Raw genomic sequence first — 15,006 nt, forward strand, 5'->3', positions numbered from 1 at the left:
GCGTTAAAAAAAAACGGGCAATCCTTGCAAGGATTGCCCGTTTTTTATCGCCCGCGAAAATCAGAAATCGTCTTTGTCGAACCGACGGGCTTCACGCTGCAATTGATACACGAAGCGTTCGACCTGGCGCTGCACCAGGCCGCTGATGTTGTGAAAGCGCACACCGGCGAAGGTGGTATTGATCCGCTCTTCAAAATGCAGGTAGCGCAGTTCGACCGGCGCGGTCATGTTGCCGAAGGGCAGGGCGGCGACAAAGCGTTCGTAGACCTGGCCCAGTTGCAGGCGTTCGGTAATGTCGCCATCGAAGCGCAGCTTGCAGCCGGTTGCGGAAATATCCAGCAGTTTGCCGTTCACCGGTGACTTCAGCTTGTCGCCACCCAGTTCAACATTCACCAGTTGCGCCAGTTTCAGTGCGGCCCGGAAGGCGTTGCGGCGTTGGTGGTAAACCACTTCTTCAGGCAGGGCGCCGCGGTAGCAGCGGCCGTCCTTCGAGTCCTGGATAGTCAGGGGCCCGTTGCCTTCCCACGCGATGCGCACGCCGTCATGAAAACCCTCGACCCGAAACGGCTCGCCTGCCAGCAGGAAACGCTCGCCGTCCCGTGGGATCATTTCGTCCAGGGCGATGGTGTTGGTCTCGCGATCGACATCCACCAGGTAGCTCTGGAAACGCTGGGTGCGCTCATGAAAGGTAATGATCAGGGGGTCGTGGCTCTCTTGCAGCATCCGCAGGTTGCCGGAGATTTCCAGGGGAGTGGTGAGGACCATGGGCGGCTGCGGAGCATCATCCGCGTTTGTGGCATTGAACACGGTGGGTCAATCTCCAGGCAAAATACGACTACAAAGAGCCAGCATTTTGCCAGCATGTATCGCGCGTTGATAGTGCGCAGGCATCGTTCATTTCACGCCTGGCTGAGCGGACGGTGCTTGACCATTTTAGCGGTCGAACCGCGAGCGTCGTAGAGCGTAGGGATTTCGCCGCCATTGAGGATCCGCAACTGGTTGGCGGTAGCGACTTGCTGCATCTGGATGGATTGACCGTTGCGGGCGTTGGCGGCCTGACACTGGCTGAGCAGGTCATTGAGCACCGCGCTTTGCGACAACAGCTGATCGCCAACCGACGACTGGCTGGCCAGTTGCGCGAGGCCGTTGTTGTCAGCGGGCAGATTGAGGCTGGCGAGAATCTCGCTGCGCTTGCGGCCATGCTGATCGAGCAAAATGATCAATGCCTGTTTCTGCGCCAGAAGATTTTCCAGCAGAGGCATATCCCGCCCGTGCAATGCCAGGGCTTCGGTCTGCAACAGCTCCAGCAATTGTTGCGCCGGGGCAAAGTCGTCGATGATCAATTGCAACAAATTAGTATCGTGCATGGCTGGCCTTGGGTCTTAAGCGTCCAAAAGCCTGGCGCTGGCATCAGCCTAGCGCTGGGCTTCGAAGTTGAGCAGTTTGCTGGCTACACGGTTGCTGTCGACTTTATAGCTGCCATCGGCGATTGCTGCTTTCAACTGCGCCACGCGGGCGTCGTCGACGACAGGTTGATCGCGCAGCTTGTCAGTGACCTTCTGCAACTGCTGAGCCTCATTGCTGAGGTGTACCGACTCCCCGTTGTTGACAGTGGCGGCCTTGTCAGCCGGCTTGGACTTGTCGGTTTCGACGGTTTCCTTGCTGGCGCCAGTGCGCGTTGTGCCTGTCAGCGGCGAGGAGCTGTTTAAACGATTGAAATCGATGACCATGGTAAAAAACCTCTGGGTATTTGGACGCTTGCCATGTTTTCGGCCATTCCCAAAATAACTTTAGGCTCATTTATCAAATGAACGTGCGCACGTCTGCGCTTGCCTTTGCGTAAGGCACAGTCTAGGGAACACCGAGGTCAAGCGCCAGCCTGTCTACCCCGTTACATGGCCACTTCCACGTGGCCGGGCGCTATCACCTGCGCCTTGATCACCCGTTTCGAATTGAGGTTCTTCACCCGAATCTGCTCGCGTACGCCGCCATTGGCCAGCGCCTCGCCGGGCATCCGCACGGCCAGGGTGCCGCTGCGGGCGGTAATGACGACCTGGTCGCCCTTGCGGATCACTTCGGCCTGTTCCAGGTGCACGAGGGTGACGACCTGATCGGCGACCATTGGTCGGACAAGTTTCTGCCCGATGGCCTGATCGACGGACGTCAGGAAACCCTGGCTGATCTGGCTGATGTCGCGTTCACGCAGCACCACGTCCTGGGGCTCGACAATCCCGGCGCGCTTGAGCGGACGGGTGGTCGTGACGATCTCGCGGAACAGCCGCACTTGAGCGGGCACAAAAACCGTCCAGGGCGCGGCGCTGTCGCAACGTACCTTCACCGTGACCCGACCCAGGGGCCTGGCCGGGCTTTCCAGCGAGGCAGTCAATTCCTTGTCGCACGTCGGCATGCGCAGGCGCGGATCGAGCTGGTTGACTTCGATCTCGTAGCGACCTTCGGTTTGACTGGTTGCCAGATAGTCTTCTACGGTGAATTCAAGAAAGCCCTGCGTGACGCCGATAAGGAGATCAGGCAAGGTAACCGGCACATCAGCGACGGCGCGTCCGCCGACCGCGAACAGGCAGACGGCCAACAGTGCACCGAGCCAATGGCGGCAGTGGGTGGTCAGGCGTCGAGAAAATGTCGTTTGTGCGTTCATGCCGGTTCAATAGCAAGCCCCGTGCCGTTTAGTGATGAATGCGCGTCGGACACATTAGCGTTAGGTAGGAGTCAGGGCATGGCGGGAGTGATGGATTCGGTAAACCAGCGCACACAGCTGGTCGGTCAGAATCGCCTGGAGCTGTTGTTGTTCCGTCTCGATGGCCAACAACTGTATGGGATCAACGTATTCAAGGTCCGCGAGGTGCTGCAATGCCCTAAGCTGACCCTGATGCCGAAATCCAGTCCCGTCGTGTGCGGTGTGGCGAATATCCGGGGTGCGACCATCCCGATTCTCGACCTGGCAATGGCGACCGGTTCCGGTCGGCTGCTGGATCAGAGCAATCCGTTTGTGATCATCACCGAGTACAACACCAAGACCCAAGGGTTCCTGGTGCGGTCGGTGGAGCGCATCGTCAACATGAACTGGGAAGAGATCCATCCACCACCCAAGGGCACCGGCCGCGATCACTACCTGACGGCGGTGACCCGGGTCGACAACCAGTTGGTTGAAATCATCGACGTGGAGAAGATCCTCGCCGAAGTAGCGCCGACCCCGGAGACGATTTCCGTCGGCGTGGTGGATGCCGAGACGCAGCACAAGGCGGTTTCGCTGCGGGTCCTGACCGTCGACGATTCTTCGGTGGCACGCAAGCAGGTCACGCGTTGTCTACAAACGGTCGGCGTCGAAGTGATCGCCCTGAACGACGGACGGCAAGCGCTGGATTACCTGCGCCAGTTGGTCGATGAGGGCAAGAAGCCGGAAGAAGAGTTCCTGATGATGATTTCCGACATCGAGATGCCGGAGATGGATGGCTACACGCTGACATCGGAGATTCGCAGCGACCCGCGCATGCAGAAGCTGCACATCATCTTGCATACTTCGTTGTCCGGGGTTTTCAACCAGGCGATGGTCAAGAAAGTCGGCGCCGATGATTTTCTGGCCAAGTTCCGGCCCGATGACCTGGCGTCGCGTGTGGTCGAGCGAATCAAGGCAGCAGAATAAAGGTCGGGCGCGTTGTGCGCCCGGCAAGTCAACACAGTGAAAAGAGGCGGTATCTTGTCTACGGGTAATTTGGATTTCGAACAGTTCCGGGTCTTCCTGGAAAAAGCCTGTGGCATCTTGCTTGGTGAAAACAAGCAGTACCTGGTGTCGAGCCGTCTCAACAAATTGATGGAACAACAGGGGCTCAAGTCGCTGGGCGAACTGGTGCAGCGCATCCAGACCCAGCCACGCAGCGGTTTGCGCGAGATGGTGGTGGATGCGATGACCACCAACGAAACCCTGTGGTTTCGTGATACCTATCCCTTCGAGGTATTGAAGAACCGGGTGTTGCCGGCGGCCATCAAGGCCAGTCCGGGGCAACGCCTGCGCATCTGGTCGGCGGCCTGCTCGTCGGGACAGGAACCGTATTCGCTGTCGATGTCCATCGATGAGTTCGAGCGCTCCAACCTCGGCCAGCTGAAGATGGGCGTGCAAATTGTCGCCACCGACCTGTCCGGGACCATGCTCAACAACTGCAAGACCGGTGAGTACGACAGCCTGGCGATCGGCCGTGGCCTGTCGCCTGATCGCCTGCAACGCTATTTCGATCCGAAAGGGCCGGGCAAGTGGGTGGTCAAGGCGCCGATCAAGAGCCGCGTGGAGTTCCGCTCGTTCAACTTGCTGGACAGCTATGCCAGCCTGGGCAAGTTCGACATCGTGTTCTGCCGCAACGTACTGATCTACTTCTCCGCCGAGGTGAAGAAAGACATCCTGCTGCGTATCCACAGCACCCTGAAGCCGGGCGGCTACCTGTTCCTGGGCGCGTCCGAGGCGTTGAACGGCTTGCCGGATCATTACCAGATGGTCCAGTGCAGTCCGGGGATCATCTATCAGGCGAAGTGATTGGCCTGGGTTATAAAAAACGGGAGCCCTACGGGGCTCCCGTTTTTTTTGCCCTCCAGTTTCTCCAATCCAACACATCCCTGTGGGAGCGAGCTTGCTCGCGATAGCGGCGGCACATCCAAAATCCTTGTATCAGACAGATCGCTATCGCGAGCAAGCTCGCTCCCACATTCGTCCCCCATTGTCTGGATGAAAGCGGCAGAAAAGCGGCAGCCAGCGGAAACCGATTGCCGCTTTTCTGGCATTGCCGCTTTGCCGATCCCCGCAAAGCCCCGGTTTACGGGCTTTTGGAAAGTGGCACGGTGATTGCTAAAGCCATCGTACGAACATTCTGGTCACCCAAAGGTTTCCGCCATGAGCATCAGCTTCGATAAAGCGCTCGGTATCCACGAACAGGCCCTGAGCTTCCGCGCCCAGCGTGCCGAAGTCCTGGCCAACAACATTGCCAACGCCGACACCCCGAACTACAAGGCCCGTGACCTGGACTTCTCCAAGGTGCTCGCCGAGCAGAACGAAAAAACCAAGAACGGCCACTTCGCCTTGAACATGACCAACAACCGTCATATCGAAGCCGAGGGCGTTGGCAGTGGCGACGGATCGTTGATGTATCGCACGCCGATGCAGCCGTCGATCGACCAGAACACCGTGGATGCTCAACTGGAACAGTCCAACTACGCGGAAAACTCCGTGAACTTCCAGGCCAGCTTCACCCTGCTCAACAGTAAATTCAAAGGGCTGGTATCAGCCCTGCGTGGAGAGTAATTCATGTCGATCGCGAGCGTATTCAACATCGCCGGCAGTGCCATGAGTGCCCAGACCACTCGCCTGAACACCGTCGCCAGTAACATCGCCAACGCCGAGACCGTCTCGTCGAGCATCGACCAGACCTACCGCGCCCGCCACCCGGTATTCGCCACCATGTTCCAGGGTGGCCAGTCCGGCGGCAGCGACTCGCTGTTCCAGAATCAGGACGCGGCCGGGCAGGGTGTGCAGGTGCTCGGCGTGGTTGAAGACCAGAGCAACCTCGACGCCCGTTACGAGCCGAATCATCCGGCCGCCGACGCCAAGGGTTACGTCTACTACCCGAACGTCAACGTCGTTGAAGAAATGGCCGACATGATTTCCGCCAGTCGTTCGTTCCAGACCAACGCCGAAATGATGAACACCGCCAAAGCCATGATGCAGAAGGTCCTGACCCTCGGTCAGTGATAAGGGGCGAGTCACATGAGCGTCACCAACACCACCAGCGGTTTGAGCCTCAACGAGATTCTGGCCAACTCCTCGGTCAAGACCAACACCACGACCGATGGCCTGGGCGCGGCAACCAACGCTGCCTCCGGCAATAAAGAGCTGGGCAAGGATGCGTTCCTGCAACTGCTCGTGACCCAGCTGAAAAACCAGAACCCGCTGGAGCCACAGGATAACGGCGAGTTCGTTGCCCAACTGGCGCAATTCAGCAGCCTGGAAGGCATCACCACGCTCAACGACACCGTCAGCGGCATCGCTGGCAACTACAACTCGTCCCAGGCGTTGCAGGCTTCGTCCCTGGTCGGTCGCTCGGTCATCGCGCCCGGTGACAAGGCCGTGGTCGACACCTCCAAGAGCCTCAACGGCACGGTGGTGGTACCGGCGGCAGTGTCCTCCCTCACCGTCAAGATCATGGACAAGGATGGCAAGACGGTCCGCACCATTGACCTGGGCAGCCAGAAGTCTGGCAACTCCGCCTTCATCTGGGATGGCAAGAACGACGCGGGCACGACGGTCGAGTCGGGCACGTACACCTTCGCGGCCTCGACCACCATCGATGGCCAGGCCACATCGCTGATCACCAACCTGCCGGCCACGGTCAGCAGCGTGACGATCAGCCAGACGGGTGGTGAGCTGATGCTCAACCTGGCCGGACTGGGCAGCATTGCCCTGTCCAAAGTACAAACTATTGGTATGTAGAGCCGACTAACCGGCAAAAGGAGTCAACATGTCTTTCAACATCGGCCTTAGCGGTCTCTATGCAGCCAACAAACAGCTGGATGTGACCGGCAACAACATCGCCAACGTGGCGACCACCGGTTTCAAATCGTCCCGCGCGGAATTCGAAGACGTCTACTCGGCCACCAAGCTGGGTTCAGGCAGCAAGACCGTCGGCAACGGCGTGCGCCTGGCCAACGTTTCCCAGCAGTTCGGCCAGGGTGACGTGAACAACACCGGCAACGTGCTGGACATGGGCATCCAGGGCCAGGGCTTCTTTGTCCTGAGCAACGACGGTTCCCTGAGCTACACCCGTGCCGGTACGTTCAAGACCGACAAGGAAGGTTTCATCACCAACAGTGATGGCACTGCTCGCCTGCAGGGCTATGGCGTGGATGCCAACGGCAAGATCCAGAACGGCATCCTGACCGACCTGCGCATCGACACTTCGAACCTGCCGCCGACCGCCACTAGCCTGGTATCGTCGACCATCAACCTGAACTCGACAGCGACGCCGATCACAGCCGCGTTCAATCCGGCCGACACCGCTACCTTCACCAAGCAGTTCACCACCCCGGTCTATGACACCCAGGGCAACCAGCACTCAATGGACCAGTACATGGTCAAGACTTCCGGCAACACCTGGAATGTCTACACCTTGATCGACGGTCGTAACCTCAATGGCAGCGCGCCGACCACGACCGGTGCGAACGCGCCGATCCCTTCGACCATGACCTTTGATTCCAGTGGCCGGTTGACGCAGGTCAGCACGCCGCCAGTACCGCCTGCCACTGCGCCGACTATCAACAGCGATCTGGTATTGACTGGTTGGGTTCCTGGCACCGTGACCAACGGAACATGGACCGCCAACGGTGCCGCCAGTGCGCCGACCATTACGATTTCCATGGGCAACACCACCCAGTTCAACGCCGATACCGCGCGCTCGATCCCAACCCAGAACGGCTACGCCACTGGCCAGATCACTAACCTGACCATCGACGGCAGTGGCGTCTTGCTGGCCAACTTCAGCAACAACCAGACCAAGCCGATTGGTCAGCTCGCCCTCGCCAGCTTCACCAATGAGCAGGGCCTGCAGCCAGTAGGTGGCACCAGCTGGAAGGAAACCTTCGCCTCGGGCATCCCGGGCTACGATGCGCCACAGACCGGCACCCTGGGTTCGATCGTCTCCAACTCCCTGGAAGAGTCCAACGTCAACCTGACCAACGAACTGGTCGAGCTGATCAAGGCGCAAAGCAACTACCAGGCGAACGCCAAGACCATCTCCACCCAGAGCACCATCATGCAGACCATCATTCAGATGGCTTGATGTCGATGGCTGTTTGAAGGCTGCACAAGGAGCCCCTCGCGAGAGGGGCTTTTTTGTGCGGCCATGATTCTCAGTTTCCGCTTGAAAAGGATGACTATCGGCTTTAACGGCACGCGCTGGACTCAGTGGATTTGCGCGACAGGTCAATCATCCGCAGTAGAAAGGGACTTTCCTCTTTCGCGTGCTTTTTTCTCTTCAATATCGAAACCGTGCTCAAAAAGAGCCATGTCAAACAGTCTGCCGGTTGGGTACGGCAGCTGTGCCTTTTTGGTTTTCAGGGTCGGAAATTCCAGCTTCATTTCTTCTATGATTTTGGCTAGCGCTGTAAGTCCTTTGCCACTGACTGTTCCTACGTGAGCTCGATATGGATATAGATTGACGCGACCAGCTTTGAAAAATCTATCTAGCGCAGGGTACTCGCCCCATACGCCTAATAAGATTTTAGTAATCAAGGTGTCAGTCCAGGATACCTTTGCTCCTTCGAAGGCCTTTATCGAGGCCACGACAGAGTCGAGTAATGCCTGGTTGCGCCTTAACTGTTTTTGGTCAACTGAAGGAGAGAAGTCTTTAAGCGTCAACTCAAAAAGCTTGGGGCCGTCACCCTTGAATAAAATTCTGGCTAGATCTTTCATTAGGTCCAGATTGCTATTTTTCAGCAGTCTTGAAGAACCTCGGTACATTCCCCAGTTCGCCAGATAGAAACCCAGATGCAGTGCTGTCATCTCTATCTGCTTTTTAGACGTCAGGGCTCCCCAGTTTCCTTCGAAGGTCCAAATATATTCCCAGAGAAACTCCCAAGCCTGGAGGCGGGGGTATTCGTGGTTCTCTATTCTGCTGTAATACGCGAGGGTGTAAGCCTTCGAATCAAATGGCATCTGCTTTCTCCTGATGGCCATAACGCACAAAAAAGCCCCCGATAAACCAGCGGTCTATCGGGGGCTTCTTCAGCAGGCGCCTTGCAGCGCCTACCTGCTCAGCTTATTGGCAAGCTTCGCAATCCGGCTCGTCGATGGCGCAGGCTTTTGGCACTGGCGCAGGGCCGGCTGGAGCGGCCAGGACCGAATCGTCACCGTGGTTGCCGCCGCTGGAAACCGCGTTCAGCTTGCCGGTGTTGATGGTCGACTTCTCGGTGCTGGTGGCGGCCAGGGCACGGAGGTAGTAGGTGGTTTTCAGGCCACGGTACCAGGCCATGCGGTAGGTCACGTCGAGCTTCTTGCCCGAAGCGCCGGCGATGTACAGGTTCAGCGATTGAGCCTGGTCGATCCACTTCTGGCGACGGCTGGCGGCGTCGACGATCCACTTGGTGTCCACTTCGAACGCGGTCGCGTAGAGCTCTTTGAGTTCCTGCGGGATGCGCTCGATCTGCTGTACCGAACCGTCGTAGTACTTCAGGTCGTTGATCATGACCGAGTCCCACAGGCCGCGAGCCTTGAGGTCGCGAACCAGGTACGGGTTGATCACGGTGAATTCGCCCGACAGGTTCGACTTCACATACAGGTTCTGATAGGTCGGTTCGATCGACTGCGACACGCCGGTGATGTTGGCGATGGTGGCGGTCGGTGCGATGGCCATGATGTTGGAGTTACGAATGCCTTTCTGCACACGGGCGCGAACCGGTGCCCAGTCCAGGGATTCGTTCAGGTCGACATCGATGTACTTCTGGCCACGCTGGGCGATCAGGATCTGTTGCGAGTCCAGCGGCAGGATGCCCTGGGACCACAGCGAACCCTGGAACGTCTCGTACGAACCGCGCTCGTCGGCCAGGTCGCAGGAGGCCTGGATCGCGTAGTAGCTGACCGCTTCCATGGACTTGTCGGCGAACTCGACCGCAGCGTCCGAACCGTACGGGATGTGCTGCAGGTACAGCGCGTCCTGGAAGCCCATGATGCCCAGGCCGACCGGACGGTGCTTGAAGTTGGAGTTCTTCGCTTGCGGTACCGAGTAGTAGTTGATGTCGATCACGTTGTCGAGCATGCGCACGGCGGTGTTCACGGTGCGTTGCAGCTTGGCGGTGTCCAGCTTGCCGTCGACGATGTGGTTCGGCAGGTTGATCGAGCCCAGGTTGCAGACTGCGATCTCATCCTTGTTGGTGTTCAGGGTGATCTCGGTGCACAGGTTCGAGCTGTGGACCACGCCCACGTGCTGCTGCGGGCTGCGCAGGTTGCACGGGTCCTTGAAGGTCAGCCATGGGTGGCCGGTCTCGAACAGCATCGAGAGCATCTTGCGCCACAGGTCTTTGGCCTGGACGACTTTGAACAGCTTGATCTTGTTGTACTCGGTCAGGGCTTCGTAGTACTCGTAGCGCTCTTCGAAGGCCTTGCCGGTCAGGTCGTGCAGGTCCGGCACTTCGGATGGCGAGAACAGGGTCCACTTGCCGTCATCGAAGACGCGCTTCATGAACAGGTCCGGGATCCAGTTGGCGGTGTTCATGTCGTGGGTACGACGGCGATCATCACCGGTGTTCTTGCGCAGCTCGATGAACTCTTCGATGTCCATGTGCCAGGTTTCCAGGTAGGCGCAGACCGCGCCCTTGCGCTTGCCGCCCTGGTTGACCGCAACGGCGGTGTCGTTGACCACTTTGAGGAACGGCACGACGCCCTGGGATTTGCCGTTGGTGCCCTTGATGTAGGAGCCCAATGCGCGAACCGGGGTCCAGTCGTTGCCCAGGCCACCGGCAAATTTCGACAACATGGCGTTGTCGTGGATGGCGCCGTAGATGCCCGACAGGTCGTCCGGCACGGTGGTCAGGTAGCAGCTCGACAGTTGTGGACGCAGGGTGCCGGCGTTGAACAGGGTCGGGGTCGACGCCATGTAGTCGAAGGACGACAACAGGTTGTAGAACTCGATGGCACGGTCTTCACGCTGCTTTTCTTCGATCGCCAGGCCCATGGCCACGCGCATGAAGAACACCTGCGGCAGTTCGAAACGCACGCCATCCTTGTGGATGAAGTAACGGTCGTACAGGGTTTGCAGGCCCAGGTAGGTGAACTGCTGGTCGCGCTCGTGGTTGATCGCCTTGCCGAGTTTCTCCAGGTCGAATTCGGCCAGGACAGGGTTCAGCAATTCGTACTCGATACCCTTGGCGACATAGGCCGGCAGGGCCTTGGCGTACAGGTCGGCCATTTCGTGGTGGGTCGCGCTGTCGGCAACTTCCAGGAAGCTCAGGCCTTCGGCGCGCAGGGTGTCCATCAGCAGGCGGGCGGTGACGAACGAGTAGTTCGGCTCGCGTTCCACCAGGGTCCGCGCGGTCATCACCAGTGCGGTGTTGACGTCCTTGAGCGCGACGCCGTCATAGAGGTTCTTCAGGGTTTCGCGCTGGATCAGGTCGCCGTCGACTTCTTCCAGGCCTTCGCAGGCTTCGGTGACGATGGTGTTCAGGCGGCCCATGTCCAGTGGCGCCAGGCTGCCATCGGCGCGGGCGATGCGGATCGAAGGGTGAGCCTGGACCGGTGCGTCGGCCGGCGTGCGGATGGCGCGTTCCTTGGCCCGGGAGTCACGGTAGATCACGTAGTCGCGGGCGACTTTCTGCTCGCCGGCACGCATCAGGGCCAGTTCGACCTGGTCCTGGATTTCTTCGATGTGAATGGTGCCGCCCGACGGCATGCGACGCTTGAAGGTCGCGGTGACCTGTTCGGTCAGGCGGGCCACGGTGTCGTGGATTCGCGACGAGGCGGCAGCGGTGCCGCCCTCAACTGCGAGGAACGCTTTGGTGATGGCGACGGTGATCTTGTCATCTGTGTAAGGAACGACAGTCCCGTTACGCTTGATCACGCGCAGCTGGCCAGGCGCGGTGGCGGACAGATCCGGGCTCGAATCGGCGGCCAGCGGCGCGGTGCCCTGCGGGTTCTCGCGAGTTGTGTCGGTGTGCATGGGTGTCTCCACGTTCTCTATGTTTATTTGGGCACCATCACGGTGCCCACCGTTCCGTCCTGAAGCACTACAACCGGCTGGCGCCGGGTATAACAACTTCGGGACAGTAGGAAGCGGGCCGGTGGCACCGCTTCCATCCGAAGTTCTCGGGTCACGAGCCTGGGCTCGAAACCGGGTTTGCCGGGTGGCAGCAAAGGACTGCAACACCCGTACCGTTCCGGTCGTTTTCGACCTTGGAAACAGTTGCCATCCGCAGGGGCGGTCTGGGTTTGGAAAAATGCGCTGTTGCAGCAAGACAGAGGCAAGAAAAGCGCTTGAATTCTCTATCCGACTTGTGTTTGGTTTTTGGCCTGAAACCCTACATGTAGGGTTTTTTGCGCGGCGGGCTACAAGATAATGCGTTTTGGGGGATGAATCAACGTGCTACCTGTGGATAAGCCTGTGCGTAATTTGTGTGCGAAACGTGGAACTGCTCTGTAGGCCGCGACCTTGCTGGAGCGAGCCTTTTTTCAACGATTTCGACCGGCCGAAAACAGCTTGGTGTTTTTGCGGGCGCGCACGTTACCACACACATCCGGCTCGACCGAACGCATTTGTCCGCTTGTTTTCCATACCGCCGCCGTTTATACAATCGGCCGGTGCATGAGCGCGATGATCCTCCTTTGATATGACAAAAAGATGGGAGGACGCAGGTTTTCAAATGGGCACTGTTGTGGCGAGGGAGCTTGCTCCCGCTGGGCTGCGTAGCGGCCCCGGAATTTTACGGTCGCTGCGCAACCGAGCGGGAGCAAGCTCCCTCGCCACAGGGTGAGCGTTCATCCTTTCTTTTTATAGCTACAACAAGACGAGGCCCCTCCGTGGAACAAGAAGCCTGGCAGATATTGATTGTCGAGGATGACCAGCGCCTGGCCGAGCTGACCCGCGAATACCTGGAAAGCAACGGCCTGCGCGTCGCCATCGAGGGCAACGGCGCGGTGGCGGCGCAGCGGATCATTGACGAGCAGCCGGACCTGGTCATTCTCGACCTGATGCTGCCCGGCGAAGATGGCTTGAGCATCTGCCGCAAGGCGCGCGAGTACTACGACGGGCCGATCCTGATGCTCACCGCGCGGGCTGACGACACCGACCAGATCCAGGGCCTGGACCTGGGCGCCGACGACTATGTCTGTAAGCCGGTGCGCCCGCGCGTCCTGTTGGCCCGCATCCAGGCCCTGTTGCGGCGTAGCGAGCCGGAGCCGTCCGCAGCGCCGAAGCAGCGGCGCCTGGAGTTCGGCCCGTTGGTGGTGGACAACGCCTTGCGCGAAGCCTGGCTGCAGGGCAACGGTATCGAGCTGACCAGCGCCGAATTCGACCTGCTCTGGCTGCTGGTGTCCAACGCCGGGCGCATCCTGTCTCGCGAGGAAATCTTCACCGCCCTGCGCGGTATCGGCTACGACGGCCAGGATCGCTCGATCGACGTGCGCATCTCGCGCATCCGTCCGAAGATCGGCGACGACCCGGACCATCCTCGATTGATCAAGACCATCCGCAGCAAAGGCTACCTGTTCGTCCCTGAAGCCTGCGTAGACGCGACCCCGTGAACTCCATCTTCCTGCGCATCTATGGCGGCATGTGCGCGGCACTGGTGCTGGTGGCGGTGCTTGGCGTGCTGGCGCTGCACCTGCTCAACCAGACGCGCGGCGAGCAATACCGCGAGCGCCTGGCCCATGGCACGTTTTCCTTGATGGCCGACAACCTGCGGCCGATGAACGACACCGAACGGCGCCGGGCCCTGGCGGTGTGGGAGCGCCTGCTGGGCATTCCGCTGGCGTTGCAGACGTTCAGCCAGACCGACCTCGACCTGGGCCAGCGCACCCGGGTGCTGCGCGGGCAGGTCCTGGTGGAGCAGATCGGGCCGCATGCGGCGAAGGTTTATCGGCTGGTCAGCGATGGCGAGCAGTTGACCCTGGTCGGGGAGGTTCGCCAGATCAGCGAGCAACTGGCCCGGGCGACCATTTACCTGTTGGCCGACGAACTGGTGCGCTATCCGGTGGCCGAGCAACCCGAGCGGTTGGCGCAACTCAAGCAGGAAAAAGGCTTCGGTTTCGACCTGCGCCTGATGACTGTCGAGCAGGCGGACATGGACGACGACCAGCGCCGGCGGGTGGCCGAGGGCGACACGGTAATGGCCCTGGGCAAGGGTGCCGACTCGATCCGGGTGTTCGCCGGCATGGTGGGGACGCCGTGGGTGCTGGAAATCGGCCCGCTGTACCAGATGAATCCGTACCCGCCCGAGTGGCTGGTGCTGATTGCCGCACTCGGGTTGAGCCTGATCGGCCTGATTGTCTATCTGCTGGTGCGCCAGCTGGAGCGGCGTCTGCGTGGCCTGGAGTCGGCCGCGACCCAGATCGCCCAGGGTAGCCTGGAGACCCGCGTACCCGCTCGGGGCGCTGACTCGGTCGGGCGCCTGGCAGCAGCGTTCAACGGCATGGCCGAGCACCTGCAGCAACTGCTGGCGATCCAGCGCGAGTTGGTGCGCGCGGTGTCCCATGAACTGCGTACGCCGGTGGCGCGCCTGCGCTTCGGCCTGGAAATGCTCGGCAGTGCCAGCACGCCCGAGGCCCGGGACAAGTACCTGGCCGGCATGGATCACGATATCGAAGACCTGGATCGGCTGGTGGATGAAATGCTGACGTATGCACGGCTGGAGCAAGGGTCGCCGGCGTTGAATTTCCAACGGGTCGACCTGGATGCGTTGGTCAACCAGGTTATCGAAGAACTGGGCCCGTTGCGTGCGGGGATTACCGTTGAGCGCGGCCTGTGCCTGTCCGCCGCCGATTGCGACGGCGCCTGGGTCGAGGCCGAGCCACGCTTTTTGCATCGGGCGTTGCAGAATCTGGTGGGTAATGCCATGCGCCACGCCAGATCCCAGGTGACCGTCAGTTACCAGGTCGGCCAGTTGCGCTGTCGGGTCGATGTCGAGGATGACGGCCCGGGCGTACCGGAGGCGGCCTGGGAGCGGGTGTTCAAGCCATTCCTGCGCCTGGACGACAGCCGCGCACGCGCGTCGGGCGGCCATGGGCTGGGGCTGTCGATTGTGCGGCGGATCATCCATTGGCACGACGGCCGGGCGCTGATCGGCAAGAGCAAGCGCCTGGGCGGGGCGTGTTTCAGCTTGAGCTGGCCGAGGCATCAGGATCGGTCTTGAAATATGGGGTGCCCGACCTGCCGTCATCGCGAGCAAGCTCGCTCCCACAGTGGATCTGGTGAACGCCAATGCCGTGCCCAACCCCGAATCCATGTGGGAGCCTGCTCGCGAAGA

Annotated in this window: 14 protein-coding genes; 8 read left to right on the forward strand and 6 right to left on the reverse strand. The window is 60.0% G+C overall.

The window, feature by feature from the left end; all coding sequences use genetic code 11:
* Positions 1-60: 60 nt before the first annotated feature.
* The 4 genes from J3P94_RS07430 to flgA form a co-directional block, all read right to left on the reverse strand.
* Positions 61-807 carry a flagellar brake protein gene (locus J3P94_RS07430; protein WP_434572370.1) on the reverse strand — a complete coding sequence of 249 codons (747 nt, stop codon included), beginning with the start codon at positions 805-807 and terminating at the stop codon, positions 61-63.
* A gap of 92 nt (positions 808-899) precedes the next feature.
* On the reverse strand, positions 900-1,367 hold the full coding sequence (locus J3P94_RS07435) for a flagella synthesis protein FlgN (RefSeq protein ID WP_434572372.1): 468 nt from the start codon (positions 1,365-1,367) through the stop codon (positions 900-902).
* A gap of 48 nt (positions 1,368-1,415) precedes the next feature.
* Positions 1,416-1,730: a flagellar biosynthesis anti-sigma factor FlgM gene (flgM, locus tag J3P94_RS07440; RefSeq protein WP_305499366.1), complete on the reverse strand. Its 315-nt coding sequence runs from the start codon at positions 1,728-1,730 to the stop codon at positions 1,416-1,418.
* A gap of 161 nt (positions 1,731-1,891) precedes the next feature.
* Complete coding sequence (gene flgA, locus J3P94_RS07445; RefSeq protein WP_434572374.1) at positions 1,892-2,656, reverse strand: flagellar basal body P-ring formation chaperone FlgA; 765 nt, start codon at positions 2,654-2,656, stop codon at positions 1,892-1,894.
* A gap of 78 nt (positions 2,657-2,734) precedes the next feature.
* Between flgA and J3P94_RS07450 the strand changes: the two genes are divergently transcribed.
* From J3P94_RS07450 to flgE, 6 genes are all read left to right on the forward strand, one after another.
* A complete protein-coding gene (locus J3P94_RS07450; protein WP_434572376.1) occupies positions 2,735-3,661 on the forward strand; it encodes a chemotaxis protein CheV in 927 nt (308 codons plus the stop codon).
* A gap of 54 nt (positions 3,662-3,715) precedes the next feature.
* Entirely contained in the window at positions 3,716-4,543 is an 828-nt protein-coding gene (gene cheR, locus J3P94_RS07455) for a protein-glutamate O-methyltransferase CheR (RefSeq protein WP_305499372.1), read from the forward strand.
* Positions 4,544-4,897: 354 nt separating this feature from the next.
* Entirely contained in the window at positions 4,898-5,305 is a 408-nt protein-coding gene (gene flgB / locus J3P94_RS07460) for a flagellar basal body rod protein FlgB (protein ID WP_434572378.1), read from the forward strand.
* Between the two features lie 3 nt (positions 5,306-5,308).
* Complete coding sequence (flgC, locus tag J3P94_RS07465; RefSeq protein WP_434572380.1) at positions 5,309-5,752, forward strand: flagellar basal body rod protein FlgC; 444 nt, start codon at positions 5,309-5,311, stop codon at positions 5,750-5,752.
* Positions 5,753-5,767: 15 nt separating this feature from the next.
* Complete coding sequence (flgD, locus tag J3P94_RS07470; protein ID WP_434572382.1) at positions 5,768-6,490, forward strand: flagellar hook assembly protein FlgD; 723 nt, start codon at positions 5,768-5,770, stop codon at positions 6,488-6,490.
* Between the two features lie 28 nt (positions 6,491-6,518).
* A complete protein-coding gene (gene flgE, locus J3P94_RS07475; RefSeq protein WP_434572384.1) occupies positions 6,519-7,835 on the forward strand; it encodes a flagellar hook protein FlgE in 1,317 nt (438 codons plus the stop codon).
* 143 nt (positions 7,836-7,978) lie between these two features.
* Here the strand turns inward: flgE and J3P94_RS07480 are convergent, their stop codons facing one another.
* Together J3P94_RS07480 and J3P94_RS07485 are read right to left on the reverse strand one after the other, a co-directional pair.
* The gene (locus J3P94_RS07480; protein WP_434572386.1) at positions 7,979-8,710 is read right to left on the reverse strand and encodes a hypothetical protein; all 732 of its coding nucleotides are present in this window, start codon (positions 8,708-8,710) and stop codon (positions 7,979-7,981) included.
* A 103-nt stretch (positions 8,711-8,813) separates the two neighbouring features.
* Positions 8,814-11,705, reverse strand: coding sequence for a ribonucleoside-diphosphate reductase subunit alpha (locus J3P94_RS07485; protein ID WP_434572388.1), 2,892 nt, complete (start codon positions 11,703-11,705; stop codon positions 8,814-8,816).
* Positions 11,706-12,562: 857 nt separating this feature from the next.
* Here J3P94_RS07485 and J3P94_RS07490 point away from each other — a divergent pair.
* Together J3P94_RS07490 and J3P94_RS07495 are read left to right on the forward strand one after the other, a co-directional pair.
* A complete protein-coding gene (locus tag J3P94_RS07490) occupies positions 12,563-13,285 on the forward strand; it encodes a response regulator (protein ID WP_434572389.1) in 723 nt (240 codons plus the stop codon).
* Positions 13,282-14,892, forward strand: coding sequence for an ATP-binding protein (locus J3P94_RS07495; protein ID WP_305499381.1), 1,611 nt, complete (start codon positions 13,282-13,284; stop codon positions 14,890-14,892). Before J3P94_RS07490 ends, J3P94_RS07495 begins: the two co-directional genes overlap by 4 nt.
* The last annotated feature ends 114 nt before the right edge of the window (positions 14,893-15,006 follow it).

It is taken from the genome of Pseudomonas sp. Z3-8 (assembly GCF_051131975.1).
GTDB lineage: Bacteria > Pseudomonadota > Gammaproteobacteria > Pseudomonadales > Pseudomonadaceae > Aquipseudomonas.

Bases quoted from the DNA above. Each gene is read 5' to 3' on its own strand.
- J3P94_RS07435 (WP_434572372.1), bottom strand. From the start codon at position 1,367: ATGCACGATACTAATTTGTTGCAATTGATCATCGACGACTTTGCCCCG.
- flgM (WP_305499366.1), bottom strand. From the start codon at position 1,730: ATGGTCATCGATTTCAATCGTTTAAACAGCTCCTCGCCGCTGACAGGC.
- flgA (WP_434572374.1), bottom strand. From the start codon at position 2,656: ATGAACGCACAAACGACATTTTCTCGACGCCTGACCACCCACTGCCGC.
- J3P94_RS07450 (WP_434572376.1), top strand. From the start codon at position 2,735: ATGGCGGGAGTGATGGATTCGGTAAACCAGCGCACACAGCTGGTCGGT.
- flgB (WP_434572378.1), top strand. From the start codon at position 4,898: ATGAGCATCAGCTTCGATAAAGCGCTCGGTATCCACGAACAGGCCCTG.
- flgC (WP_434572380.1), top strand. From the start codon at position 5,309: ATGTCGATCGCGAGCGTATTCAACATCGCCGGCAGTGCCATGAGTGCC.
- flgD (WP_434572382.1), top strand. From the start codon at position 5,768: ATGAGCGTCACCAACACCACCAGCGGTTTGAGCCTCAACGAGATTCTG.
- flgE (WP_434572384.1), top strand. From the start codon at position 6,519: ATGTCTTTCAACATCGGCCTTAGCGGTCTCTATGCAGCCAACAAACAG.
- J3P94_RS07480 (WP_434572386.1), bottom strand. From the start codon at position 8,710: ATGCCATTTGATTCGAAGGCTTACACCCTCGCGTATTACAGCAGAATA.
- J3P94_RS07485 (WP_434572388.1), bottom strand. From the start codon at position 11,705: ATGCACACCGACACAACTCGCGAGAACCCGCAGGGCACCGCGCCGCTG.